Origin of the sequence: Aeromonas mytilicola subsp. aquatica (assembly GCF_044336385.1) — a bacterium.
Lineage (GTDB): Bacteria > Pseudomonadota > Gammaproteobacteria > Enterobacterales > Aeromonadaceae > Aeromonas > Aeromonas rivipollensis.
The window spans coordinates 4,211,959-4,234,044 of the sequence record NZ_CP172298.1 but is presented as its reverse complement, the minus strand read 5'-3'; the positions used below and the strand labels follow the sequence as shown (position 1 = coordinate 4,234,044).

Below are 22,086 nucleotides of genomic sequence, written 5' to 3'. Positions count from 1 at the left end.
AGAGGGCCAAAAATTTTTTCGCAGCGAACCATTATGATTACCCAGTTCACCAAGTGCCTGTTTGCCGCGTCGCTGTCGTTCGGGTTGGCCGCCTGCGGCCTGACGGGGCCACTCTACATGCCACCGGCCGAGCAGCCCGCCGCCACTGAGCAAGCACCGGCACAGCCCAAGACAGAGAGTACACCGCAAGCCGCCTCGCCTGCGACCGCCACACCGGCCTCCGAGGCCGCGCCGCAATAATCTAGGAAGGAACCGCCCCCTTGGATCACTTTAACTACGACGCCGACGGCCAGCTTCAGGCCGAGCAGCTTCCCCTGCAACAGCTCGCCGACCAGTACGGTACCCCGCTGTATGTCTACTCCCGCGCCACCCTGGAGCGCCACTGGCACGCCTTCGATCAGGCGGCGGGGGACATTCCCCATCTGATCTGCTACGCGGTCAAGGCCAACTCCAACCTGGCGCTGCTCAACCTGCTTGCCCGCCTGGGCTCGGGCTTTGACATCGTCTCCGGCGGGGAGCTGTCCAGGGTGCTGGCGGCAGGGGGTGATCCGGCCAAGGTGGTCTTCTCCGGCGTTGCCAAGAGCGAGGCCGAGATGCGCCTCGCGCTGGAGAAAGAGATCCTCTGCTTCAACCTGGAGTCGGAAGCCGAGCTGGAGCGCCTGAACCGGGTCGCTGGCAGCATGGGCAAGAAGGCGCGCGTCTCGGTGCGGGTCAATCCCGACATAGACGCCGGCACTCACCCTTATATCTCCACCGGCCTCAAGCAGAACAAGTTCGGCATCCCCATCGAGCAGGCGCCCGCTATCTATCGCAAGGCGGCGGCCATGGCCCACATCGAGATCAAGGGGGTGGATTGTCACATCGGCTCTCAACTCACTGAATTGAATCCCTTTATGGAGGCGGCGGACAAGCTGCTTAAGCTGATCGACGAGCTGGCGGCCGAAGGCATCCACATCCATCACCTGGACGTGGGCGGGGGCCTGGGGGTCAACTATGGCGCCGAGCAGCCACCGCATCCGACCGAGTATGCCGAGGCGCTCAAGCAGAAGCTGGCGGGCCGGGATCTGACCCTGCTGTTCGAGCCGGGCCGTGCCATAGTCGCCAATGCCGGCGTGCTGCTGACCCGGGTCGAGTTCCTCAAACCCGGCGAGACCCGCAACTTCGCGCTGATCGACGCCGGCATGAACGATCTGCTGCGCCCCTCCCTCTACGGCGCCTGGATGAACATCATAGAGGTGGACAGCCGCACGACCCACGAGAAGGCGCTGTACGACGTGGTCGGCCCCGTGTGTGAAACCGGTGACTTCCTCGGCAAGGAGCGTACCCTGGCGATTGCCGAGGGCTCACTGCTGGCGGTGCGTTCCGCCGGGGCCTACGGCTTTACCATGTCGTCCAACTACAACACCCGTCCCCGTGCGGCCGAGGTGCTGGTGGACGGTGACCAGGCCCACCTCATTCGTGAGCGGGAGCAGCTCGCCGACCTCTGGCGAGGCGAGCACCTGCTGCCTTGAGCTATATGGATTTTCAGCGTTCCTCCAGGTGAGAGCGTGATAAACGGTGAGACAGGAACGCGCGATGTTGATTGAGTTTTCCAGGATGCATGGGGGGTTGGACAACGACTTCAGGGTGGTTGGCGACTTTCGTTACGGCCTGAACGGCGCAGGGAAAAAAGATGTTGATTGAATTTTCCAAGATGCATGGCCTGGGCAACGACTTCATGGTGGTGGACGGTGTCACCCAGAAGGTGTTTTTCAGCAACGACGTCATCAAGAAGCTGGCGGATCGCCACTTTGGCATCGGCTTCGATCAGCTGCTGCTGGTGGAGCCGCCCTATGATCCCGAGCTCGACTTCCACTACCGCATCTTCAATGCCGATGGCAGCGAGGTGGAGCAGTGCGGCAACGGTGCCCGCTGTTTCGCCCGTTTCGTGCGCCTCAAGGGGCTGATCAACCGGGATCGCATCGCGGTCAGCACGGCCCGAGGCCGCATCACATTGCAGCTGGAGGGTGAGAACCAGGTCACGGTCAACATGGGGGTGCCCCAGTTCGAGCCGGGCAAGATCCCGTTTCGCGCCCAGAAGGCGGAGAAGACCTACCTGCTGCGGGCGCAGGATCACACTGTGATGTGCGGTGCCGTCTCCATGGGCAATCCCCACTGCGTCATCGAGGTGCCCTCGGTGGCCGATGCTCCGGTGGAGACCCTGGGCCCCATCATGGAGCGCCACGAGCGTTTCCCCGAGCGGGTCAACGTCGGCTTCATGGAGATGGTCAGTGCCAGCGAGATCAAGTTGCGGGTGTTCGAGCGCGGGGTGGGGGAGACCCTGGCCTGCGGCACCGGCGCCTGTGCGGCCGTGGTGCTCGGCATCAGCCAGGGCAAACTCAGGGAGCGGGTCACCGTCACCCTGCCGGGGGGCAAGCTGACCATCGCCTGGAAGGGGCCGGGTCAGCCGGTCTACATGACGGGCCCGGCCGAACATGTCTTTGATGGCCAGATAGAGTTGTAAGCCAGTGAGCGGGTCAGCCGGTCTACATGACGGGCCCGGCCGAGCATGTCTTTGATGGCCAGATAGAGCTGTAAGCCAGTGAGCGGGCCAGCCGAGCATATGACGGACCCGGCCGAGCATGTCTTTGATGGCCAGATAGAGCTGTAAGCCAGTGAGCGGGCCAGCCGAGCATATGACGGGCCCGGCCGAACACGTGTTCGACGGCCAGATAGAGTGATAGGCATCGAGCGGGGACGTCCTCCGCGCAGCCAAACGGTAATGTCGGGGCCCTGTGCCCCTTTTTCGGATGGATCAACCAAGTTATGAGCGAACTCAAACGGCAGGAATCACTGATGGACGAAGCCACAGTGCTGGAGTACCTGGCCCGTTACCCCGAGTTTTTCCAGCGCCACGGGGCCATGCTGGACAGGATCCGCATTCCCCATGAGCACAAGGGCACCATCTCCCTGGTGGAGCGCCAGCTGGACAGACAGCGCGAGCGCATCGAGCAGCTGGAGCAGGAGATCACCGAACTGATGGGGATCGCCAGCGAGAACGAGCGGATCTTCCGGGTCTATGCGGATCTCTATGGCGAGCTGTATGGCTGCCAGACCCTGTTCGAGCTGAGCGCCGTGATGGGCAAGGCCTTCGTGCAGCGGCTGCGGCTGACCGGCCTGCGGCTCTGGCTCAGCCCGAAGAAATTCCAGCTGACTGGCCCCGAGCAGCGCTTCCTTGCGGACGGCAAGCAGCTCGACCAGCTGCTGGGCCAGCGGCTGCCCGGGACGGATTACTACTTCGGCCGGCTCAACCAGAGCGAGAAGCAGGCGCTGTTTGGCAGCGACGTGCTGGTCAACTCCGTGGCCCTGATGCGGCTCGGGGATCTCGGCGTGCTGGCCTTCGCCAGCTCGGATCCCAGCCACTTCACCCCCCACAACGACACCCTGCTGCTGGGTCAGCTGGGGCGTCTGCTGCAACTGCGTCTGCCCGAGCTGGTTCGTGGCTAAGGCACCCCTCCCCGCCGCTCCCCTGCCTCCCGCCCTGGCGGGGGAACTCACCGCCTTTATCGAATACCTGAGGGTCGAGCGCCAGCTCAGCCCTCATACCCGCAGCAACTATCAGGCCCATCTGGAGGCCATGGCCGCCGAGCTGGTCAGGCTGGGGGTCGATGACTGGGCCCGGCTCGAGGCGAGCCAGGTGCGCAGCCTGGTGACCCGGATGCACAAGGCAGGCCTGGCCCCCCGATCGCTCGCCACCAAGGTTTCTGCCCTGCGCAGTTTCTGCGACTGGCAGGTGCGCCAGGGGCGGCTCCCTGCCAACCCGGCCCGCGGCATAGTGACCCCCAAGCAGGGGCGGCCGCTGCCCAAAAACCTCGACGTGGACGAGATGTACCAGCTGCTCAACATCACCGACGAGCAGGATCCGCTGGCGGTGCGGGATCGCGCCATCATGGAGCTGATGTACTCCTCCGGCTTGCGCCTCGCCGAGCTGGTGGGGCTCAACCTCGCGGACGTGAAGCTCGATGAGCGCCAGCTCAGGGTCACCGGCAAGGGGTCGCGGGAGCGGGTGCTGCCCATGGGCAGGATGGCGGTGGAGTGGCTGCAGAAGTGGCTCAAGGTGCGGCCCTTGCTGGCGGGGGACGAGGGAGAGGCGCTGTTCGTCTCGAAACGCCGGCAGCGGTTGTCGGCCCGCTCGGTACAGGAGCGGCTCGACGGCTGGGGCAACAAGCAGGCCCTCAATGCCCACGTCCATCCCCACAAGCTGCGCCACAGCTTCGCCACCCACATGCTGGAGTCCTCTGGCGATCTGCGGGCGGTGCAGGAGCTGCTGGGCCACGCCGATCTCTCCACCACCCAGATCTATACCCACCTCGACTTCCAGCATCTGGCCAAGGTGTATGACAGCGCCCACCCAAGGGCCAAACGGGATCCTGCCACCCCGGAAGATGAGTGAGCTTTGCCAGTTATCAAGGGGCCAAGGGAATGACAGCGCACCATTCGCGAGGGCCAAGCGGGATCCCGCTACCCCGGAAGATGAGTAAAAGCGACTGTGCTCGAATGGTTCTGCTCCCTTCTCCCCTAGTGGGAGAAGGGTTGGGGATGAGGGGAATGGGTTTGACAACAGGTAACGGGAACAGCCCCATAAAGAGGAATGACCATGCAGTTCTACCGTCGCTGGCAGCCGGTGGCCGCCATCTCGTTTGATCTTGACGACACCCTCTATGACAACGGCCCCGCCATAGCGCGGGCCGAGCAGTGGATGCTGAGCCACCTGCGCAGCGAATACCTGGCCACCGCCATGCTGGACAAGCCACGCTGGCTCGAGCTCAAGCGCAACCTGCTGCTGGCCCGGCCCGAGCTGGGTCAGGACGTCAGCCTGGCGCGCCAGCACGGCATCCGCGAGGCCATGGTGCAGGGGGGCATGGCCGCCTCCTTGGCGGAGCAGGAGGCAGAGCGGGTGTTCGCCGCCTTTCTCGCCGAGCGCTCGAAGATAGAGGTGAGCGAGGCAACTCACGCCCTGCTGGCTCGCCTGGCGGAACGCTACCCTCTGGCTGTGATCACCAATGGCAACCTGGATCTGGTGCAGGCTGGCCTCGCGGACTACTTCACCCTGGTCTGCAAGGCGGGGGCCGGGGCCAGGATGAAGCCGGCGCCGGACATGTTCGTGCAGGTGCAGCAGGCTCTCGGGCTCGCCCCCGGCCAGATACTCCACGTGGGGGATCATCCCGAGACGGACGTGCTGGGGGCCAGGTTGCACGGCTTCAAGGCCGCCTGGCTCAACGAGCGCCGGTTGCCCTGGCAGTCGTTACAGTTGCTGCCGGATGTGGAGCTCGCCACCCTCGACGAGCTGGCCGGGCTGCTGCTCTGATCCTGCTAGAGGGGCAGAGAAAGAGATGCGCAGGCGAGGCCATTTATTTATCCTTGGCGCGGACTGACAAAGGAGTGCTGGGCGTGAGTGGAATGAAGAGTGTCATCTGGTTGGCCATCCCCATGGTGCTGGGGGGCTGCGATCTGTTTAGCGACCACTACCGGATGGAGTTTCGGGATGGATCCTGGCGGGATATCGCCATTTCGCCCTTTTCGGATCAGGCCCGCTGGCGTGAAGGGTGCGCCACCGGCGAGATACTGGTGGACATGACCCTGCCCCTGAAGCGGGGCAAGGTGGTCGATGGCCGCGAACAGCTGCTGATCGGCGGCGAGCTGTTCGAGCTGGAAGAGGCCCGGCTATATCGCGGCAACGGCATGGTGCTGGGGCAGGCCCCTGACCATGTCCAGCGAGGCCTCAAGGGGCTGGATGTCTGTCGCACCCTGCGCCCGGATCGCGGGGCCCTGCCCAAGTTGAAGGGCAAGGGGTTCGGCGACTAGCCGCCTGGCGCCCCTGCGCCCGGATCGAGGGGCCCTGCCCAAGTTGAAGGGCAAGGAGTTGAAGGGCAAGGGGGTCGGCGACTAGCCCGCCCGCTGCCGATACTGGCGACAGGCGTCGCCGAAGGCGCTAAACAGCTTGATGGAGTGGGGATTCTCTTTCGCCTTCCACTCCGGGTGCCACTGCACCGCCAGGAGGAAGGGGGTGGGAGCGTGGCATGAATAGCCTCGATCAAGCCACCCTCGACATGGGCCAGCGGCGCTGGATGTCTGCCGTATCCTGCAGCGCCCGGATCGCGGGGCCCTGCCCAAGTTGAAGGGCAAGGGATTCGGCGACTAGCCGACCCGCTGCCGATACTGGCGACAAGCGTCGCCGAAGGCGCTAAACAGCTTGATGGAGTGGGGGTTCTCTTTCGCCTTCCACTCCGGGTGCCACTGCACCGCCAGCAGGAAGGGGGAGAGGGCAGGGGCGTGGATCGCCTCGATCAGCCCGTCTTCGGCATGGGCCAGCGGCGCCAACCCCTCACCAAGGCGCCTGATCCCCTGGCCGTGCAGGGAGTTGACCGGGATCTGCGCCTCCCCCATCAGGTCGGCAAACCAGCTGCCGGGCACCAGGCTCACCTGGTGGCTGTGGCCATACTGCTCCTCCACGGGATCGTCCGCATCCTCTCTGTGATCCGCATAGCCGGGCTCGCAATAGACCTTCTGATGAATATCCCCGCCCAGCGCCACGTTGATCTCCTGCATGCCGCGGCAGATGCCGAGCAGGGGCAGTCCCCGATCGAGGGCGGCGCGCACCAGTGCTATGTCGAACAGATCCCTGTCCCTGTCCTGGGCCTTCTCCGGGGTCAGGTTCTCCTGGCCGTAGAGAGCGGGATCTATGTTGGATCCGGCCCCGCTCAGGTAGACCCCATCGACGAGATCCAGATACTGTTCCAGATCAGCTGTCCCGCAGCAGGTGGGAACCAGCAGGGGCACGCAGCCGCTGAGCTCCACCAGGGGGGTGATGTATTTGTGGGTCATTACCTGGTAGGCGTGGCCACTGCGGGCCTGGGCCCCCATGGTCATCAACACGACGGGTTTGGAATGGGAACTGAGGTTGGGCATAGGTCACCTTGGCTATCCTTGGCGGTCTCATCCTGCGCCTTGGGAAGGCCCTTGCCGCGTCACTCTCGCAAGGGCATGCCTCAAGGCATGGTCATGGGATCAGGGTCGTGCCACAGTGCCAGAATCGTCGGTCAGCCTGGGCGATGACAGCCTGGATCCCGATCCCAGTCTGCCAAGGCCGTTCAATATGTCAAACGAAATGATGCGTTAATGTTAAATCTCGTGGCGACTGAGCCAGCTTGAGTCCCTGCATCAGGGGCTTGAGCGGCAGTTGGCGGGCATTTGGGGGAAAGGCGTGGTGGATATATTAAACATTCGGCCCTGATGGCCGGATAGCAGAAGGGGCCCGCAGGCCCCTCGTCGATTCAGGCATTGAGGATGAACTGCTCTATCACCCTGGCCACGCCGTCCTCGTCGTTGCGGGCCGTGGTGTGCTGCGCCAGCGTCTTGATCTCGTCGGTGGCGTTGCCCATGGCAACCCCGAGTCCGGCATATTCGATCATGTGGCGGTCGTTGCCCGCATCGCCCACCGCGATCACCTGGTGGGCGGTGAGGCCCAGGTGCTCCGCCAGGGCGGCCACGCCGGTGCCCTTGTTGCTTCGCTTGTTCATGAACTCGAGGAAGTAGGGGGAGCTGCGCACCACCGTGTAGCGCTCATAGAGCTCGGCGGGCAACTGGGCGATAGCGCGGGAGAGCTGGGGCTCTGGGTCTATCATCATCACCTTCATGATCTGCTCGTCGGCGGGCAGGGTGGCGAAGTCCACCAGGTTGATCGGCATCTTGATCAGTTGGGACTCGTGCTCTGTGTAGGTGCTGACCCTGGGGCTGATGAGGCCCTGGCGGACGGAGAAGCCGTGGACGTTGACCCCCAGCTCAGAGGCGAGATGGGCGATGGCGCTGGCGTCGCTGCCGGTCAGCAGCTGGCTGCGCAGTATGCGTTGATCCGCAACCTGTTGCACCAGGGCGCCGTTGTAGCAGATGACGTAGTCATCCTGACCGGTGAGGCCGAGTTCGGCCAGATAGGGGGTCATGCCTTCCAGCGGGCGACCCGAGGTCAGCACTACTGTCACGCCCCGGGCGCGGGCGGCCGCGATGGCGGCATGGGTGCGGGGGGTTATTTGACCGTGCGGGTTCAGCAGGGTGCCATCCATATCCAATGCGATCAGCTTGTACATCTTCTCACTACCTGAGTCTGGCCGGCCCGCCCTATGGGGCCAAGGGGAGGCCGAGTGTAGCGAAAATCGCCGCCGGGATCACGCCGCCATCGCCTAATAGGGGCCATGGCACCTCTCAGTGCTGGCCCTCGTAAGGGGTCAGTTGCAGTTGATCTTCCCGGATGGCGAAGTGGATGGGGCCGTGTTCTATGTCGACCCTGTTGTGGTGATGGGCCATCTCCACCTCGACACCGGGGAAGAGGCGCTGGGTGGCGATGATGTCCATGTTGGCCATCAGGGCCTGCAGCTCGCGCTGCGCCTCGGCAAGCTGTTCATCAAGGGACTTGCTCTCGTCCAGCTGACGGGTGCGCAGCTCCTTGATCTTCTTCAGGGTCTCGGGATTGCGCTTGTCGCCGGGCAGTTGCAGCAGCCGCAGGATGAGATCCTGCAGCTTGTCGAGCTGCTCCCGGCAGGCCTGCTTGCGTTGACGCAGGGCCTGCTCCTGCTCCTTGTGGCTGAAGTAGCCGCCGAGGATCTGCAGCCGGGTCCGGTTCGCCGCCGAGGCCCCGAGCACGGGCGCCATGATGAGGCGGTTGGCGATGTTGATGCCGCCGATGAGGTGGCCCTTGCGCATGGCGCTGTCCCCGACCCTGATGTCCTGGCCGCTGCGGCAATAGCTGTGGCTGAGCTGGCTCTGGATATGGATGTCGCCATCGGCCTCCAGCCTGGCGTACTGGGCATAGCTGGCGTGGATCTCGCCCCCGGCGTTGAGGTGGCAGAGGTACTGGTCCCCCTCCAGCTTGCGCCCTATGATGCCGTTGCGCACCGTGATGGTGCCGCCGGATTCGATATAGCCCCCCTCGACGAAGCCCCCTATCACCACATCGCCGCTGGTCTTGATCCGCATGCCGGGCATGACGTCCCCGGTGACCAGCAGGGAGCCCTCGAACATGACGTGACCGTGGCGGATGTCGACCTGCTTGACGCTCAGCACCTCATCCACCCTCATGCCGGCCCGCTCCTGGCAAGGTAGCCCGGCACGGGTCGCCAGCAGCAGATCCGGATCCTCGGGGGAGAAGCAGGTCCCTTCTCCTGCCGTCATGGCGCTCTCCTTGCCGTGGCGGGCCGGCAGCACCTGGCCCGTCACCGTGAAGCCGTCTATGCCCTGGGTGGCGGGGTGGCGCCGCATCAGGGGGGCGCCCGCCTTGACGGTGAGCAGGGTGCCGAGGTCGCGCATGTCCACCTTGCCGTGGTCCACCTCCTGGGGCTTGAGGATCCGCTCCGCTGCCGTCTCCACCAGCCGCTCCAGCCGGGTATCCTGGCCGTGCCTGGCCGCCTTGCCCAGGGCTATGACGGGGTTTAGCCGGGCGCCGGGCGCCGCCTCGCTGGCGGCCTTGATGGCGGCGGCGAGCAGCCGCTCGCTCACCCCCTGCTTGATTGGGCTCGCCGCCACGGCCTCCTGCAACTGCGCCAGGGTCAGGGGGTTGCCGCCCCAGTCGGCGGTGATCTGGGCGCTGGCGCTCATCTGATCCTTGTCGACCAGGACGAGGAGCCGGGCATCCTGCCGCTGGGCTATGGGCACGGGAGGGTGGGAGGGGGCGTCCGACTGGGTCAGCAGGGTGTTGAGCAGGGCGATGGCCTGCCGGATCCCCTCGTCGAGGGGCTGATAGCGTCGGCAGTTGGAGAGCCGCAGCAGGGCCAGGACATGTTGCTCCTGGACGGGCTCGGTGAGACCCGGGGTAATGCGCAGACAGACATAGGTCATGTCTGCCGACAGCTGAAACCACGCTTTGCTTAACACCGGGATCCTCCTTCGTTGTCCCGATCCGGCTAGCCCCCCTGTGGTCGGGGGCGGGATCCTTGCCAAGAGTCGATGCCGCCGGGGCGGCCAAGAACCGCAGTATTCTGACATTTCGCCGTCCGGGTCAACGAGCCGAGTGCAAATGGGTGAGCCGGGTTGAGGAAATCCTGTGTGACGGGGAGTTGGGCCGATGGCGAAGGCGCGGTGGCTTGCTGAGTGTCAAATGAGGTGTTTTTGGCGGTATCTGCTGACTATTTCACCGACTGCCGCCCCCGACGGGGATCAAGTTCAGGGTGGCGATACGATTCACCTTGCCAGAGGCGGTTCAAGGGATTTTAATCTGCCGCCGCCCCGAGGCGCTGATGCGGGTCGCTGCCGACCATACTGCCCTCTTGTCCAACCGAACGAGCCCCATGACCGCCCAAGGCCACCTGCTGTTTTCCGTTACTTGCGCCCTGCTTGCCCACAAGGTCGAACTCACTCCGGCCCTGGCCGAAGGCAGCCTGTGGCACATAGTGCCCATGGCCCTGGCCAGCGCCCTGCTGCCGGATCTCGATCACCCCCAATCCCTGCTCGGTCGGCAACTGCCCTGGATCTCGGGGCCGCTCTCCCGCCTGTTCGGCCATCGCGGCTTCACCCACAGCCTGCTGGCGGTGGGCCTGGGGATATGGGGGCTGGCGCAGTTTCAGGCACCCGGCCCTCTGTCCGGGGTGATGAAGGACGCCCTCATCGTCGGCTACCTCAGCCACCTGCTCGGGGACTGGCTCACACCGGCGGGCATTCCCCTGTTCTGGCCCTGGCGCCGGCGCTTTCGGCTGCCCGGCCTGCCCCTCAAGAGCGGCGGAGGCTACGAGAAGGCCTTCTGCCTGCTGACCCTGGCGCTCGCCGGGTACTGGGTGCATGGGAGCGCGGGCTTAGGCGCCTTCTAGCACTGTATCAGTCGATGCGGCTGGCAGTTCTGGTCAGGGTGAGGTAGTCGGCGAGCACCGGCAGGCCCTGCAGGTGACGGCGCAGCATGTCGAGGGCGGCGAAGGCGAGGATCCGGCGGCCGCTCTCGGGATCCGGGTGACTTAGCTTCACTGTCTGGCCGATTCGCTGGCCGTCTGCGCACAGCAGCAGCGGCACGCCGTCGGGGCCCGCACTGCCTATGGTCAGGCTGGGTTCCCGTCCGCTGCAGGTCAGATGGTCGAGCTCGCTCGGGAGATTGTGGCTGAAGCTGGCCTCCAGCACCGGATGGGGGTGGCACATGGCCAGCAGGGCGCCCCGGCTCTCGCCTTCCTGCAGCCACAGCGGCCGCTCCCCCAGCAGGGCCAGGATCTGCTGCGCCGGCTCCTCGTTCCCCCGTCCCACCAGCCAGGGACTTATCTCCCCGAGCAGGCGCGCCTCGGCGGCCGCCATGTCGGCGGCGCTGGCCCCATGGCCGATGAGTTTCAGCTCGATGAGGGGCATGGAGGAGCGGTAGCCGAGTTCGATGCCGGCGGGCCAGGGCGCTGCATCCAGCTTGTCCGAGAGGGCGGATTCCGAGATGCCGAAGGTATAGAAGCGGCGCAGCTCTGTGTCCGTCTCTTCCCCCGCCAGCGCCTTGAGGCGCGGCAGGATTTGCTCGCACACCATCTGTTTGAACTCGAACGGCACGCCCGGGGTGAAGAAGAGCCGGCTCTGGCCGTGGCTGGCCGGGTGGCTGACCAGGAAGCCGCAGGCGGTGCCGACCGGGTTGTCGAGGATCTCGCAGCCCCGGGGCAGCCAGGCCTGCTTGCTGTTGCTCTGGGCCATGGTGCGGCCCCGGCTGGCGTAGCGCTCGGCCATGGTGGCGAGCCAGTCAGGGAACAGGGTCAGGGGCTGGCCGAAGGCCTCGGCCGCTGCCTGGGCGGTGAGATCATCCGCGGTGGGGCCCAGGCCCCCGCACACCAGCACCACCTCGGCCCGGCTGGCACTTTCCTGCAAGGCGGCCTTCAGATCGGCGAGGTTGTCCCCCACTGTGAGGCGGCGGCGCACCTGCCAGCCCTGCTCCAGCAGCAGGGCGCTGAGCCAGGCGGCGTTGGTGTCCACCACCAGGCCGGTCACTATCTCGTCCCCCGTGCTGATGATCTCGATACGCATGCAGACTCCTTGGATGGTGGACCCCGATCAGGGCTTGTTGTGCTCGAAGTAGTAGCTGATCCGGGTGCGCGGGTTGAGGTACTCGAACACCGCCGGGGGCAGTCGCTTGGGGTGGATCACCTTGGCAATCGTCAGCTCGGCCTGCTCGAGATCTATGATGGCCGCCTCCTGGCGCGGGATGCGGGGATCGTACACCAGCACGGCGGGGTAGAGCAGGCGGGAGGCGTTGACCGACATCACCAGCCCGACCTGGCCGTTGGAGAGCTGCACCACGCTGCCGGGCGGGTAGATGCCCATCAGGCGGATCAGCATGCCGAGGTGGTCGGTGTTGAACTGGGCCTTGCGCTGCTTGTAGAGGTTGCCGAGGGCCGAGTAGGGCACCTTGGCCTGCAGGTGGCAGAGGTTGTCGTACTCGTTGATGAGGGACACTATCTGGGTCAGGGGGTCGAGCTGATCCCCCCTGAGCCCCTGGGGCCCACTGCCGTCCAGATATTCGTGATGGTACTGCACTATGCGCTTCGCCGGCTCCGGGAAGCCGCTGGCCAGGCTCAGCAGCTCCAGGCCATAGCGCGGGTGCTGGGCCATCAGGTTCTGCTCCGGTTTGGTCAGGGGGCTTGTCTTGCGCAGGATCTGGCTCGGGATCTTCAGCTTGCCGATGTCGTGGAACAGGGCCCCCATGCCGACCTGGCGAATAGCCTCGGCTGGCAACTTGCACTCCCTGGCCAGCAGCATGCTGAGCACGCTGACGTTGAGGGAGTGGAACTGGAGGCTGTTGCCATCCTCGCTGCCCGACACCAGGTGCAGCACCATCTCGTCCACCGACAGCAGCTGCTCCGTCATGGCGTTGATCAGCTCCTGGGCCTCATTGATGGCGTTGAGGGGGCGGGACTGGATCTTGCCCATCAGGTTGCGCACCTGGGCCAGGGACTGCTGGAAATGCTTCTCGCACTGCTGCAGATCCCGGCGATAGCGCTGCAACTGCTCGATGCGCCTGGCCTTCTCCTGCTGCATCTCCTGCTGGCGGCCGACGAGATCGTCAGTGCCATCCGGTGCGGGCTGCACCTGATCGAGGGGCTTGGGGGGGGCGTCGCTCTTGTCGGGAATGATGGTCACCAGCTTGAGACCGAGCCGACGGATCAGCTCTATCTCCTCTTCACTCTTGAGTTTGAAGCTGGAGAACAGGAAGGGGTGCTCGCGCCATCCCAGTGGCAGGGAGACGTAATTGCCGACTTGCAGCCGATCTACGGAGATCTTGATTCCTGTCATGGGGTTGGACACGAGAGACACACAGAGCCGTATGCTAGTCAAAGGCAGGGGTGAATACAAAAGGTATCTGATGACAGGATGAGCGCTTTATTATAGGCTTCTAGATGTCCAGACATATTTACCGATGCAGTACAGGGAGTCAGCATGCCGATCAAGATCCCGGACCAGTTGCCCGCCGCCGAAGTGCTGGGGCAGGAGAACATCTTCGTGATGACGGAATCCCGGGCCGTCACCCAGAACATCCGTCCGCTGCGGGTGCTCATTCTCAACCTGATGCCCAAGAAGATAGAGACCGAGATCCAGCTGATGCGGATGCTCTCCAACTCGCCGTTGCAGGTGGATGTGGATCTGCTGCGCATCGACGATCGGGAGTCGAAGAACACGCCCCAGGCGCACCTGGAGAACTTCTATCACGACTTCGAGCAGGTGCGTGGCAACAACTACGACGGCATGATCATCACGGGGGCGCCGCTCGGGCTGGTGGAGTTCGAGGAGGTGGTCTACTGGCCGCGCATCGTCGAGATCATCGAGTGGTCCCATCAGCATGTGACCTCGACCCTGTTCCTCTGCTGGGCGGTGCAGGCGGCGCTCAAGGCGCTCTACGGCATGGAGAAGCAGACCCACGGCGAGAAGCTGTCAGGGGTCTATCGCCATCATCGCCTCGATGAGCACGAGCCGCTGCTGCGTGGCTTCGATGACGAGTTCGTCGCACCCCACTCCCGCTATGCGGCCTTCGACGGTGACCTCATCCGCGCCCACACCGATCTGCAGATCTTCGCCGAGTCGGAGGAGGCGGGGGTCTATCTGGCGGCGACCAAGGATTGCCGCCAGGTGTTCGTCACCGGCCACCCGGAATACGATGCCCTGACCCTGGACGGGGAGTACCGGCGGGATCTGGCGGCGGGCCTCACCCCCGTCATCCCGGTCAACTACTACCCGGACGACAATCCCGGCCAGACTCCGCGCGCCACCTGGCGCAGCCACGGCCACCTGCTGTTTTCCAACTGGCTCAACTACTACGTCTATCAGCTCACCAGCTATCGGCTGGAGGACATCGGCAAGGTGTTCACCTACGAGCAGCCCAAGGGCTAGGTGTCTCGGGCTGGCTCACCCGCTATTGGCAAGGTATTCACTTAATCAGCCGCCCAAGGGGTAGGGCGCCCTTTAGTCGGCCCCGGCCAGCCGTCGCCCACGGGTGTCGAGCCAGTGACGGTGGCAGGCCAGGGTAAAGGCGCCGGGTCGCCTGGCCCGGATGGCGGCCATGGCCTCCGGCTGGGGCTGGCCCAGGGTCATCAGCAGCAGGGCCGCCACCAGCCCGGTGCGGCCGCTCCCTCCGTGACAGTGAGTGGCAAGGTGTCTGCCCTCGCGCAGCAGGGCGAGCAGTTGCGGCAGCACGGGAGGCCAGGCTTGCTCGAAGGCTTCATCGGGGGCCTCATCGTCCGCTATGGGCAGGTGAAACCAGGCCATGCCCCTGGCCCTGACCAGTGAGCCGAGGGAATCTGCGCCGCGTGCGGCCAGCTCATCCTTTGTCATCAGCGTGAGCACACCGCCGGCACCGGCCAGCTGCAACTGGGCCAGGGCGAGGGGCATGGCAACCTGCTGGTTGCCGGGGCAGGGGGTAAGCAACAGCTGACCGTCGAGGCGCGGAACCTCCAGGCTCCAGAAGGGGTGGGCACTGAGCATGAGGATCCTTGTCGGTGCTAGGCGGGTGTCAAACGAACTTGTTGGCCCCCTGTTTGAGTGCGGCACAGCATAGAGGGCGCGGGTGCGATGTCAATCTGCGTTGTGTTCGGCCCGGTTTACGGGCAGAGTCTAAAAAAATTGAGCGATGGAAGGAGTAGAGATGAGAAACCTGGATCAACTGGACTTGGACATCCTGGCCCATCTGTTTCGCGATGCGGGCATGACCAACAAGGATTTGGCGGCCCTGGTCGGGGTGGCTCCCTCCACCTGCCTGGAGCGGGTGCGCAAGCTGCAACAGGACGGGGTGCTGAAGGGCGCTCACTGCGAGGTGGATTATCAGGCCCTGGGCGGCCATATCCAGGCCATGGTCTCCCTGCAGCTGGCGCGCCACAGCCGGCAGATCATAGATGCGTTTCGCGATGCCATACTGGCGTTGCCCGAGGTGATCAGCCTGTTTCACATGGGTGGCAAGGATGATTTCCTGGTGCACCTCTGCGTCGCCGACACCGAGCACCTGCGCAATTTCGTGTTCGATCACTTCACCTCCCGGGAAGAGGTGGTGCACCTCGAGACCTCCCTGGTGTTCGAGCACAGGTTCAGCCGCTCCCTGCCCTGCTTCACTCACCCCTGAGCGCCAGGGAAGCCGCAAAAAACCGCCAGTTGGCGGTTTTTTCGTTTCTGCATCGTGTCAGTTGAGGGCGAGCCTGTCGTCCGGCGCCGTCTGGTAGAGCCCCTGCTGGTAGGCCAGGTTGCCCCAGAGTACCAGGCCCAGCGCGGCATCCTTCATGGCATCCGGCTGCGGGGCCGGGGTGAGGGTCTCGCTGGCATCGTCATAGACGAAGCCTTCCGCCGCCCGCTCAGGTTGCAGTATCACCACGTCCTTGCCCCGCATCAGGGCGAAGTTCTTGTCGTACTGCATGATGGTGCGCCCCGGCCAGTCCGCCGGCATCCGGGTCAGATCCTTGCCCAGCATGGGGTAGTCGGCGCTTATGCCCATCAGGGAGAGCAGGGTGGGCGCCATGTCTATCTGGCTGACGATGCGCCTATCCTGTTTCGGCGCTATGCCCTCTCCCACTATGACTCCAGGGATATGGAAGCGGGGTATGGGCACCAGGCTGGCGCCGCCGACCCGGCTGTCGTGATCGGCGATGACCAGGAACAGGGTGTCCTTCCAGTAGTCCGATGCCTTGGCCTTCCTGAAGAACTCGCCGACGGCGAAATCCGCGTACTTGGCGGCGTTGTTGCGGGTCGCCCTGGGCTGCTCGTAGAGGGAGATGCGGTCGTCAGGGAACTCGAAGGGATCGTGGTTGCTTGAGCTGAATACCAGGCTGAAGAAGGGTTTGCCCTGCTTGTGGAGTGCCTCGAAGGTGTCGTTGGCCTTGGCCATGAGATCTTCATCCGAGGCACCCCATGAGCCCTCGAACACAGGGTTCTTGAAGTCCTTCTGCTCGACTATGGTGGTGAAGCCATTGCCGAGGAAGAAGCTGCGCATGTTGTCGAAGTGGCTCTCGCCGCCGTAGATGAAGCTGGTGTCATAGCCCCGCTGCTTGAGCAGATCCGCGATGGTGAAGAAGTTGGTCTGGCTCTTGCCGAGTTTGACCACGGCCTGGGCCGGGGTCGGGGTGAAGCCGGTCAGCACCGCCTCTATGCCACGCACCGAGCGGGTGCCGGTGGCGTAGAGCTGCTCGAACGCCCATCCCTCCCGGGACAGCGCATCTATGTTGGGGGTCAGGGGCAGGCCGCCGAGGGAGCCGACAAACTGGGCACCGAGACTCTCCTGCAGCAGGATCACCAGGTTCTTCGGCTTGCCGCTATGGCTGGCTTCGTTGAAGGTCTGGCTGGGTTGTGTCTCGGAGTTGAAGTCCTGGCCGGGACGGCCGCTCTCCTCGCGCACCAGTTCCAGGATCCGCTCTCTGGGCAGTTCCCCGTAGAATTCGCCGGCACTCTCCTCGTTGCTCATCTGCTTGATGGCGAAGAAGAGGGAGTAGGCGGAGTTGACCGTCAGGGCGTTGACCAGGGGATCGCTGGCGAACGCCACCATGGCCGGGTTCAGGGCCCTGTGCCCCAGGCTGGAGCGGGCGCCGAGGAAGCCGATGGCCAGGATCAGCAGGGCGAAGGCCGGGCGCAGATGCCAGCGCGGGAAGCTCAGGTGCCGCATCAGGCGCCCGCTCAGCCACCAGCCGCCCCCCAGGGTCAGCAGGCTGAACACCAGGGCCAGCAGCAGTTCGCCCTTGCGGCCCGCCCACAGCATGGCGAGCACCTCCTTCGGGTAGATGAGGTATTCGATATAGAGGCGATTGGGGCGTACCCCGTATTCGGTGACGAAGGCGGGGGTGGAGATCTCGAGGAAGAGCATCAGCCAGAGCCCCAGAGTCAGCCAGACCCGGATAAGCTGCAACCAGGCGCGGCCCAGGGCATGGGGGCCGGCCAGCAGCAGGGTGAAGACGGCGGGCACGCCCCACAGCCAGCAGAGGGTGGCGAAGTCGACGCGCAATCCCTGCAGCAGCATCTCTGACCAACCGGCGACGGCGTCGACCCGCTCCTGTTGCCAGAGCCCCAGGCCTGCCCGGCTGGCGGAGAGGGCGATGAGCGCGATCACCGAAAAAATGGCGATGGGCCAAAATGGACCCAGCCAATGTCTTATTTTTGTCATTGTTTTTCCTGATAAAGCCTGTTTTTTGATGCCCATCCGAGGACAGCTTTTTTTATATTGCAGGGTTATGACAATGGGGGCAGGGAAAGGTTGCGGTGCAGGGAGAGACTGGACGCTATTGATAACATTGATTTTTTTAATGAGGGCTCCCGGGGGAGCCAAAAGACAGGATAAATGACTGGGCGTTGTGTGATCCCCACTGCAAAGTGCGGCGAGGGGCTTGCCTATAATGGCGCCGGATTTTCTCAATCGGAGCCGAAGGGATGCCGGTCTTTATCGATGTGGAGTATGTGCACGGCTGGTGCCTGTTCGTGGTGCTCTCTGACGGCACCACCGGGGTGCTGGATCTGACCCCCTGGCGCAGCCAGCCCCTGTTCGCGGCGCTGGACTCGGAGCGGCGTTGCGCCCGGGTCTTCATCAATCGCCGCCACCAGCTGGAGTGGCCCTCGGGCTGCATCCTGTCGGCCCAGGAGGTCTATCACCTCATTGCCCCCATCGACGAGCGCGAGGCCTTCCCCGATCGCAATCCGGGCTGAGAGTGACGGGCTAACTCGTTGAGCCAGGTAACGTTTTCAGTCACAGACCCGCTCTGGCGAGGCCGTTATCATGGCCTCAGGGTGGCGCATTTTGCGCCAGCACCACCACAGCGGGAAGATAACAATGAAACAAGGAAGGTTGCGCCATGGCGGCCTGATCGGGGCCGCCTTGTTACTGACAGCGTGCGGCAGTGGCGGCGGGGGATCCAGCGGTGAGACCCAGCCCCCCGTGGTCAATCCGCCTCCCACCTCGGACAGTCGCGCCTGCTATGGCGATGATCAGCCCGCCTGCAACCTGAGAACCTATCAGGTGATGGTGGAGTCCTTCGTCGATGGCGACGGCAGTGCCAACTACGGCGTCGGTTACGGCCCCTCCAGGCACAACGGCGATCTGCAAGGGATCATCGACAGCCTGGACCACATCAAGAGCCTCAACGTCAACGCCATCTGGCTCACCCCTGTGTTCGACTCCTGCGCCGGTCAGGCCGGGGACGACAGGCTGGATGCCACCGGCTATTTCGCCTGTGACTTCTTCAACGTGGACCCCAACTTCGGCAGCAACGCCCAGTTGAAAAAACTGGTGGAGGCGGCCCACCAGCGCGGCCTCTATGTCTTCCTCGACGGCGTCTTCGGCCACGTCAACAAGGTGGGGGTTAGCAAGCCCTCCCCCGAGGGCCGTCTGCCAGCCCTCACCAGCGGCGGCGCCGGTTATCCGGGCCAGCTGGTGGATTACGGCCAGCCCGAGAGCCTCGCCTACTTCAAGGAGGTGGCCCGCTACTGGATTGAGCAGTACGGCATCGACGGCTGGCGCCTCGATCAGGCCTATCAGCTGGGGCTGGATGACTGGCGCGCCATTCACACCGAGGTGGAGCAGGCCAGCGCGGCGCGCAAGGCCGCCGGCCAGCAGTGGGGCACCCTCGGCTACCTGGTCGGGGAGGTGTGGAAGGGAGCTGACGAGATCCGGGCCCAGGCTTATGGCAGCAGCGACAACCCGGCGCTCTCCTCGGCGTTCGACTTCCCGCTGCGCTACGGCCTGGTGCAGGCGCTGGCGGTGGAGGAGTCCGGCAAGGGCGGGCAGGGGGCCAGCGTGCTCGATGCCAGCTGGAACAAGGTGGAGAACTACCCCAATCACGCCATGCCGAACCTGATGCTGGGCAACCACGATTTGGTGCGTTTCGGCGATCTGCTGGAGCGTGGCAATTTCAATCAGGCGGACTACTGGCAGCGCCACAAGGCGGCCTTCAGCTTCCTGGCGGCCCGCTCCGGCCCCATCACCCTCTACTACGGCGAGGAGTTTGGCGACGAGGTGCCGGGCTTTGCTGCCCAGGTGAGCGGTGACTGTGCGGCCCAGGGATTGTGCGACGATCACGTGGCCCGCAGCGACGGCAAGGTGCCCGGTGTCACCGGCTTCACCCCGAGCGGCGAGCAGGCCGAGCTCAAGCAGTGGCTTGGCGAGCTGCTGGCCTTGCGCGCCGCCCATCCCGCTCTCTATCAGGGGGCGCGAGTCAAGCTGGTGGCCGATGGTAGCGTCTATGGCGACATCAAGCAGACGGCGGCCGAGCAAGTGGTCTACCTGCTCAACCTCTCCACCACCCCCCAGAGCTACAGCCTGCCTCTGGCCAAGCTGCGCAGCGGCAGCGCCCTGGTGGATCTGCAGAGCGGCGAGCGCCTGGCCATGGGGGGCAGCAGCCTGACGGTGGATCTGCCGCCCCTCAGTGGTCGCTTCCTGCTGCTGCAATAAGACGGCAAACAGCAAAAGGGCTCCCGCAGGAGCCCTTTTTGTTGCCAGCTGGCGACAGGGTCACTTCTCGAGGCCGCTGCCGAGCTCCTCCTGACGGGGGCTGGCCGGCGCGCCGCGCTCGTTGCCGCTGCGCCAGTGCTCCAGCCGGTTGTGCACCCCGCGGCGCAGGCTCTTGAAGCTGGTCTCAAGGTAGTGAACCCCCACCAGGATCCCCAGGGTCACGCCGGTGAGCAGCACCGCCTGGTGCAGCATTCCCATGCCGATCAGGGCCCCGAGGGCCGCCAGCATCCAGATGGTGGCCGCCGAGGTCACCCCCAGCACCTGACCATCCCGGGTCATCATGACCCCGGCGCCGAGGAAGCCGATGCCGGTGATGAGCTGGCCCAGCACCCGCGCCTGATCCGCAGACTGCGGGCTGACGGCGGCGCCGATGGCGAGAAAGCAGTAAGTGCCGAGCACTATGAGGGAGGAGGTGCGAATGCCGACCGGCTTGCCGTGCAACTGACGCTCCAACCCGACCAGACCGCCGCACACCAGACAGGCCAGAATGTTGTTCCAGCCAAGGGGCGCTATGTCCCACCACTGCGTTGTCATCATACCCACCTCTGCCGATCCTGCTTGTTATCCTGCCGCGCTCTGCCCCCGGTTCTCCAGCCGTTGCCGGAAGCCCCTGGCCAGGCGCTCGTAGAGATCTTTGGCCTCTCTGTCTTCAATATCGCCACGTATCCAGGGATTGTCGATGATTTCCAGCAGCACGCAGCCCTGGCCCTGCTGGCGCAGATCCACCCCGAACAGGCCGTTGCCGAGCTGATGCACGGCGCGGCGGGCGGTCTGCAATACCCGCTCCGGCACCTCGGTGAGCGGCAGTGCCTCGATGCGGCTCATGTCGAGGGGGTGCTTGCGGCGGCGGATGCGGTTGCCGGGTTCCGGCCGGAAGCGGCGGCAGGCGAACAGGGGCGAGCCGTCGAGAAAGCCGATGCGCCAGTCGAATTCGGCGGGGATCCGGCTCTGCACCAGCAGCAGGGCGGAGCGGCCCAGCCCCTCGTCCAGCAGGCGGGCGAGCTGGGTCTCGTCGCTCGCCATGGCGAGATCCCGGCCCTGGGCACCGTCGGGCACCTTCACCATCAGCGGCAGGCCGAGCCGCTGTACCAGCTCGTCCACCTGGTGGCGGCCACGGCGAGTCACCACCATGGTGGGCGGCATGGGCACGCCGCTGCGCACCATCAGCTCGTAGAGGTAGAGCTTGTTGCTGCAGGCGAGGATGGCGCGGGAGCTGTCGATCACCGGCATCTTGAGCTGCTCGGCGCGGCGGGCAAACTCGAAGGTGTAGTGGCCGACCGCGGTCTCGGCCCGCAGCCAGAGGGTGTCGAACTCCGGCAGCCGCTCTATGGCGGAGGGCGCCAGTATCTCGGCCTGGATCCCCTGGGTGGCGGCGGCCTGAATGAAGCGCTCTATCGCCAGGGCATCGCTGCTGGCGCGGCCATCGTCCTGATCCATCAGGATGGCGAGCTGATAGAGCGGCGCCGTCTGCTCCTCGCCCCCGGTGCCCACCAGGGCCTGGGCGTGTTGCAGCATCAGCTCTCGCTCGCTCTGGCTCAACTCCAGCGGGGAGAGGCTCTGCTGCTGGCGCACCGACCAGCCGTGACGACCACGTTTCAGGGTCAGCTCCTGCAACGGCAGCTGGCTCAGGCCGTAGTAGTAGCGGGCCAGCCCCCCTAGCTCGCTCTGCTCGCACTGGCCGAAGATGGCACGCACCCGGATCCTGTCCTCGCTCTGGCGGGTCAGCCAGCCCTGCAGCTTGCGCCACAGCTTGGCCGGTGGCTGCTGGGGTTGCAGCCGGCTGATGGCCTGCAGTCCCGGCAGGCAATGGTGGCTGCGGGCCTGGGCCAGCAGTGAGCAGTAATAGCCGGCGCTCAGGTGTTCCAGGCTGCGACAGAGGTTGATGATGCGGGGGCGGCCGCCCGTGGTGGGCACGCCGTGTTGCAGATAGGTGCGGGCGGTCAGCAGATAATCGGCATGGCAGGGCCAGTCGCCCAGCTCCTCGACGATGACATAGGTACTCATATCTTCGGCTCCACAGAAAGGACTGCCCGAAAAGGCAGGATCCCCAGTGGGCTTCGATGCACCGACAAGCACGACAATGGCGCGAGGGGAAACAAGAGGTTACAGTGCCTAATATTCTGCCTTGGTAACTTGTGATACAA

General features: G+C 64.8%; 21 protein-coding genes and 1 pseudogene. 12 read left to right on the top strand and 10 right to left on the bottom strand.

What is annotated here, in order from left to right:
* The first annotated feature begins 33 nt into the window (after positions 1–33).
* From ACFWHB_RS19445 to ACFWHB_RS19415, 7 genes are all read left to right on the top strand, one after another.
* Entirely contained in the window at positions 34–240 is a 207-nt protein-coding gene (locus tag ACFWHB_RS19445; protein ID WP_139746205.1) for an LPS translocon maturation chaperone LptM, read from the top strand.
* A 20-nt stretch (positions 241–260) separates the two neighbouring features.
* The gene (gene lysA / locus ACFWHB_RS19440) at positions 261–1,511 is read left to right on the top strand and encodes a diaminopimelate decarboxylase (protein ID WP_042649014.1); all 1,251 of its coding nucleotides are present in this window, start codon (positions 261–263) and stop codon (positions 1,509–1,511) included.
* Positions 1,512–1,672: 161 nt separating this feature from the next.
* Complete coding sequence (gene dapF / locus ACFWHB_RS19435; protein ID WP_106885144.1) at positions 1,673–2,503, top strand: diaminopimelate epimerase; 831 nt, start codon at positions 1,673–1,675, stop codon at positions 2,501–2,503.
* Between the two features lie 302 nt (positions 2,504–2,805).
* Positions 2,806–3,486: a DUF484 family protein gene (locus ACFWHB_RS19430; RefSeq protein WP_162627239.1), complete on the top strand. Its 681-nt coding sequence runs from the start codon at positions 2,806–2,808 to the stop codon at positions 3,484–3,486.
* The gene (gene xerC / locus ACFWHB_RS19425; RefSeq protein ID WP_289979392.1) at positions 3,479–4,432 is read left to right on the top strand and encodes a tyrosine recombinase XerC; all 954 of its coding nucleotides are present in this window, start codon (positions 3,479–3,481) and stop codon (positions 4,430–4,432) included. The genes ACFWHB_RS19430 and xerC overlap by 8 nt, the downstream gene beginning before the upstream one ends.
* A 204-nt stretch (positions 4,433–4,636) precedes the next feature.
* A complete protein-coding gene (locus ACFWHB_RS19420; protein ID WP_395949079.1) occupies positions 4,637–5,347 on the top strand; it encodes an HAD-IA family hydrolase in 711 nt (236 codons plus the stop codon).
* Positions 5,348–5,439: 92 nt separating this feature from the next.
* Positions 5,440–5,844, top strand: coding sequence for a hypothetical protein (locus ACFWHB_RS19415; RefSeq protein WP_290029606.1), 405 nt, complete (start codon positions 5,440–5,442; stop codon positions 5,842–5,844).
* Positions 5,845–5,925: 81 nt separating this feature from the next.
* Here the strand turns inward: ACFWHB_RS19415 and ACFWHB_RS19410 are convergent.
* The 4 genes and pseudogenes from ACFWHB_RS19410 to ACFWHB_RS19395 form a co-directional block, all read right to left on the bottom strand.
* Positions 5,926–6,045 (bottom strand): annotated as a pseudogene (locus ACFWHB_RS19410) (gamma-glutamyl-gamma-aminobutyrate hydrolase family protein); the annotation flags it as partial.
* 132 nt (positions 6,046–6,177) lie between these two features.
* Positions 6,178–6,948: a gamma-glutamyl-gamma-aminobutyrate hydrolase family protein gene (locus ACFWHB_RS19405; protein WP_395949078.1), complete on the bottom strand. Its 771-nt coding sequence runs from the start codon at positions 6,946–6,948 to the stop codon at positions 6,178–6,180.
* 365 nt (positions 6,949–7,313) lie between these two features.
* Complete coding sequence (yidA, locus tag ACFWHB_RS19400) at positions 7,314–8,123, bottom strand: sugar-phosphatase (RefSeq protein ID WP_290070161.1); 810 nt, start codon at positions 8,121–8,123, stop codon at positions 7,314–7,316.
* Positions 8,124–8,238: 115 nt separating this feature from the next.
* Positions 8,239–9,903 carry a DUF342 domain-containing protein gene (locus tag ACFWHB_RS19395; protein ID WP_395949077.1) on the bottom strand — a complete coding sequence of 555 codons (1,665 nt, stop codon included), beginning with the start codon at positions 9,901–9,903 and terminating at the stop codon, positions 8,239–8,241.
* Positions 9,904–10,316: 413 nt separating this feature from the next.
* Here ACFWHB_RS19395 and ACFWHB_RS19390 point away from each other — a divergent pair, with 413 nt between their 5' ends.
* Positions 10,317–10,832, top strand: a complete 516-nt coding sequence (locus ACFWHB_RS19390; protein ID WP_106885138.1) for a metal-dependent hydrolase — start codon at positions 10,317–10,319, stop codon at positions 10,830–10,832.
* 7 nt (positions 10,833–10,839) lie between these two features.
* Here ACFWHB_RS19390 and ACFWHB_RS19385 read toward each other — a convergent pair whose 3' ends face one another.
* Together ACFWHB_RS19385 and ACFWHB_RS19380 are read right to left on the bottom strand one after the other, a co-directional pair.
* Positions 10,840–12,003 carry a competence/damage-inducible protein A gene (locus tag ACFWHB_RS19385; RefSeq protein WP_395949076.1) on the bottom strand — a complete coding sequence of 388 codons (1,164 nt, stop codon included), beginning with the start codon at positions 12,001–12,003 and terminating at the stop codon, positions 10,840–10,842.
* A gap of 27 nt (positions 12,004–12,030) precedes the next feature.
* Complete coding sequence (locus ACFWHB_RS19380; RefSeq protein WP_171275315.1) at positions 12,031–13,269, bottom strand: HD-GYP domain-containing protein; 1,239 nt, start codon at positions 13,267–13,269, stop codon at positions 12,031–12,033.
* Between the two features lie 144 nt (positions 13,270–13,413).
* Between ACFWHB_RS19380 and metA the strand changes: the two genes are divergently transcribed.
* Positions 13,414–14,361 carry a homoserine O-acetyltransferase MetA gene (gene metA, locus ACFWHB_RS19375; protein WP_395949075.1) on the top strand — a complete coding sequence of 316 codons (948 nt, stop codon included), beginning with the start codon at positions 13,414–13,416 and terminating at the stop codon, positions 14,359–14,361.
* A 72-nt stretch (positions 14,362–14,433) separates the two neighbouring features.
* On the opposite strand, the gene ACFWHB_RS19370 is transcribed toward metA, so the two are convergent.
* Entirely contained in the window at positions 14,434–14,952 is a 519-nt protein-coding gene (locus ACFWHB_RS19370) for a phosphatase domain-containing protein (protein ID WP_395949074.1), read from the bottom strand.
* A gap of 160 nt (positions 14,953–15,112) precedes the next feature.
* On the opposite strand from ACFWHB_RS19370, the gene ACFWHB_RS19365 reads away from it, so the two are divergent.
* Positions 15,113–15,583, top strand: a complete 471-nt coding sequence (locus ACFWHB_RS19365) for an Lrp/AsnC family transcriptional regulator (protein ID WP_025325515.1) — start codon at positions 15,113–15,115, stop codon at positions 15,581–15,583.
* Between the two features lie 57 nt (positions 15,584–15,640).
* Here the strand turns inward: ACFWHB_RS19365 and ACFWHB_RS19360 are convergent, their stop codons facing one another.
* Positions 15,641–17,605: an LTA synthase family protein gene (locus ACFWHB_RS19360; protein ID WP_395949073.1), complete on the bottom strand. Its 1,965-nt coding sequence runs from the start codon at positions 17,603–17,605 to the stop codon at positions 15,641–15,643.
* 263 nt (positions 17,606–17,868) lie between these two features.
* Between ACFWHB_RS19360 and ACFWHB_RS19355 the strand changes: the two genes are divergently transcribed.
* The gene (locus ACFWHB_RS19355) at positions 17,869–18,141 is read left to right on the top strand and encodes a DUF2442 domain-containing protein (protein ID WP_395949072.1); all 273 of its coding nucleotides are present in this window, start codon (positions 17,869–17,871) and stop codon (positions 18,139–18,141) included.
* 124 nt (positions 18,142–18,265) lie between these two features.
* Positions 18,266–19,882, top strand: a complete 1,617-nt coding sequence (locus ACFWHB_RS19350; protein WP_395949071.1) for an alpha-amylase family glycosyl hydrolase — start codon at positions 18,266–18,268, stop codon at positions 19,880–19,882.
* A gap of 60 nt (positions 19,883–19,942) precedes the next feature.
* On the opposite strand, the gene ACFWHB_RS19345 is transcribed toward ACFWHB_RS19350, so the two are convergent.
* Positions 19,943–20,479 carry an MgtC/SapB family protein gene (locus ACFWHB_RS19345; protein WP_392415983.1) on the bottom strand — a complete coding sequence of 179 codons (537 nt, stop codon included), beginning with the start codon at positions 20,477–20,479 and terminating at the stop codon, positions 19,943–19,945.
* A gap of 24 nt (positions 20,480–20,503) precedes the next feature.
* Positions 20,504–21,946, bottom strand: coding sequence for a RimK family protein (locus ACFWHB_RS19340; protein WP_395949070.1), 1,443 nt, complete (start codon positions 21,944–21,946; stop codon positions 20,504–20,506).
* Between the last annotated feature and the right edge of the window lie 140 nt (positions 21,947–22,086).